Raw genomic sequence first — 3,104 nt, forward strand, 5'->3', positions numbered from 1 at the left:
TGCCTTTTCCCTTTACAGGGATTTTCTTGTGGCAAGACCAGGGAATTTTTTTGGCAATTTCAAGGATTTTGCGTTGGCATTTTCAGGGATATCTTATTGTCTCATAACATTCTGTTGGCGAAGCGGCAGTATATCGCCGCCACCGGGCGGGTGCGCGGGGCGGACGATGTGATCGCTTACCATGTGCGCCAGTCCTTCAAACCCGGAGAGATCACACCGGAGGAAGCCAACCGCCTGGGCGTGGAATTTGCCAAGCGGTTCACCAAGGACAATCACGCCTTTGTGGTCTGCACTCACATAGACAAATCGCACGTTCATAATCACATCATCTGGTCGGCGGTCAATGCAGATTGTGACCGAAAATTCCGCAACTTTTGGGGCAGCACCAGAGCCGTCCGGCGCTTGAGCGATACCATCTGTATCGAGAACGGATTGTCCATTGTGGAGGACCCAAAACCTCACGGAAAGAGTTATAACAAATGGCTGGGCGATCAGGCCAAGCCCTCCCATCGGGAACAGTTGCGGGTGATGATTGACCGTGCGCTGGAGCAGAAACCGGCGGACTTTGATGCGCTGCTGAAACTGCTTTCCGAGATGGGATGCGAAGTATCCCGGCGCGGGAAAGTCATCCGGCTCAAAGCGCCCAGCTGGAAGAATGTAGCCCGCATGGATGACAAGCTGGGGGCCGGGTACAGTGAAGCAGAAATCCGTGCGGTGTTGGCCGGTGAAAAACAGCATACGCCCCGTAAAAATTCCACCGTGCAGCCGGAGCCGCCCAAGGTCAATCTGCTGGTGGATATTCAGGCAAAATTACAGGCTGGGAAAGGCGCTGGGTATGCGCGATGGGCCAAGGTTTTCAACCTGAAACAGATGGCGCAGACTGTAAATTTTCTTACCGAACATCGGCTGCTGGATTATGCGGAGCTGGCAGAAAAAGCGGCGGCAGCCACCGCCCACCACAACGAACTGTCGGCGCAGATCAAGGCGGCGGAGAAACGCATGGCGGAGATCGCTGTTCTGCGTACTCACATCGTAAACTATGCCAAGACCCGTGAAACCTATGTAGCCTACCGCAAGGCGGGATACTCTAAGAAATTCCGGGAGGAACATGAGGAAGAAATCCTGCTCCATCAGGCGGCAAAAAATGCCTTTGACGAGATGGGCGTGAAGAAGCTGCCCAAGGTCAAAGACCTGCAAGCCGAGTACGCAAAGCTGCTGGAGGAAAAGAAGAAAACCTACGCCGAGTACCGGCGTTCCCGTGAGGAAATGCGGGAGCTTTTAACGGCAAAGGCAAATGTAGATCGAGTGCTGAAAATGGAGGTAGAACAGGATGTTGAAAAAGAAAAAGACCACGACCAGCGGTAAGCTGATCCTGGTCAAAAGCGTTCGCAGAACGCGCAGCCACAGAATGAAATTCTGTGTTCAAAGGGGCTTGGGGGCACTGCCCTCAACAAGCAAGCGGAGAGGAAAATCACAAAGGGATTTTCTTCTCTGCGGGCCTGTGTGTATTAACACAGGCATTGCTTGCTACAATATGTTTGACCCCAAGAACGGTGTTGCGCTGGTAATGCTGTTCAGCGGTTCAAACCTAAGCTACAATGAAGAGGTAATCGGCCTTACGGGGCATTGCTTGAGCTAACCACGCTCGTTTGTGCAAACTGTTAGCCGACCCTCTCATTGCAGCGTTCGATTTACGCAGGTTGAATCATCGGAGCAATCCGTACATTCGTGTGACTAAGCAAGCTGAATCGGTAATGAACTGTGGCGGTCGCCGGTTATAAAACCAAACAAAGGAGGATTGTGTATGAGCGCAGGAGTCATTACAGCGGTTGGAATCGATGTTTCAAAATATAAAAGCACAGTGGCAGCCAGAAGACCAGGCGGTGAAGTGGCTTTACTCCCATTTGACGTCGGCCATGATGTCACCGGTATCAAGAATCTGCTTGAGAAGCTACAGGGGCTTGACGATGAAGGCAGCGAGATTCGAATTGTCATGGAGCATACAGGAATGTATTGGAGACCCGTGGCTTTGGCGCTGCAACAGGCTGGATTCTTTGTCAGTGTAGTCAACGCGATTCTGATCCACAACTTCAGCGACAATTCACTGCGCAAGGTTAAAACGGATAAAGCGGATGCGTTGAAAATCGCAAATTATGGTCTCACATTCTGGATGGATCTGAGGGAATATTCCGCAGAAGATGAAACAAGGCAAATGCTGAAGATCCAGAATCGGCTCTATGAGCGGACAACCACCACCGGTACAATGTTGAGAAACGGTTTAATTTCACTCCTGGATCAGACATTCCCCGGTGCCAATAAGTTATTTCTGAATGAAGGCAGGAACTCAAAGGGCCATGTCAAATGGGTGGATTTTGTGATCCGCTTTTGGCATAAAGAATGCGTGGCAGCTTTATCCCTACATACTTTTGCAGACACCTTCCAAAAATGGTGCAAAAGAACCGGTTACAGATTCAGTACTTCCGATGCCGAACGAATCCATACCGCAGCCAGGAACGCCGTTGCCACGCTTCCCAAAAATGATAGTACAAAACTGCTGATAACGCAAGCGGCAATCAGCCTGAATACCGTATATGATTCGCTTCATGCGTTCCGCACAGAAATGAACCGGCTGGCCTCTCTGCTGCCAGAATATGAGCTGGTGATGGGGATGGAAGGTGTCGGAAAAATCACAGGACCGCAGTTGATGGCTGAGGTTGGTGATGTCCGCCGTTTTTCGCACAAAGGTGCTCTGGTTGCATACGCTGGTGTGGACGCACCACCGTATCAATCCGGTACATTCGATGCAAAGAATCGTCATGTTTCAAAGCGCGGTTCACCTCACTTGCGTAAGGTGCTGTTTGAGATCGCCTCCATGATTCTTGTTCACGGAAACCCTGACAATTCTGTATTCTGCTTCATGGATAAGAAACGAGCGGAGGGAAAGCATTTCTATGTCTATACTGTGGCCGGAGCTGCAAAGTTCCTGCGGATTTGGTCGTGTCAAGAATTTTTCGCACTTTAGTTCGCAGACTCTGTTATGAATGAAGTCAGCCAGCAATGGAGGCATCCTCAACGGTCGCCTCCAGATGCTTCATGTTCATGTA

1 protein-coding gene and 1 pseudogene are annotated in these 3,104 nt (G+C 50.6%); both read left to right on the top strand.

All coding sequences use genetic code 11. From position 1 onward, the window contains the following. Positions 1-111: 111 nt before the first annotated feature. A pseudogene (locus ACTQ3R_RS16290) lies at positions 112-1,365 on the top strand (relaxase/mobilization nuclease domain-containing protein); the annotation flags it as partial. Between the two features lie 454 nt (positions 1,366-1,819). Then, a complete protein-coding gene (locus ACTQ3R_RS16295; RefSeq protein WP_340039468.1) occupies positions 1,820-3,022 on the top strand; it encodes an IS110 family transposase in 1,203 nt (400 codons plus the stop codon). Positions 3,023-3,104 lie beyond the last annotated feature (82 nt).

This window comes from Lawsonibacter sp. LCP25S3_E2 (assembly GCF_052117285.1).
GTDB lineage: Bacteria > Bacillota > Clostridia > Oscillospirales > Oscillospiraceae > Lawsonibacter.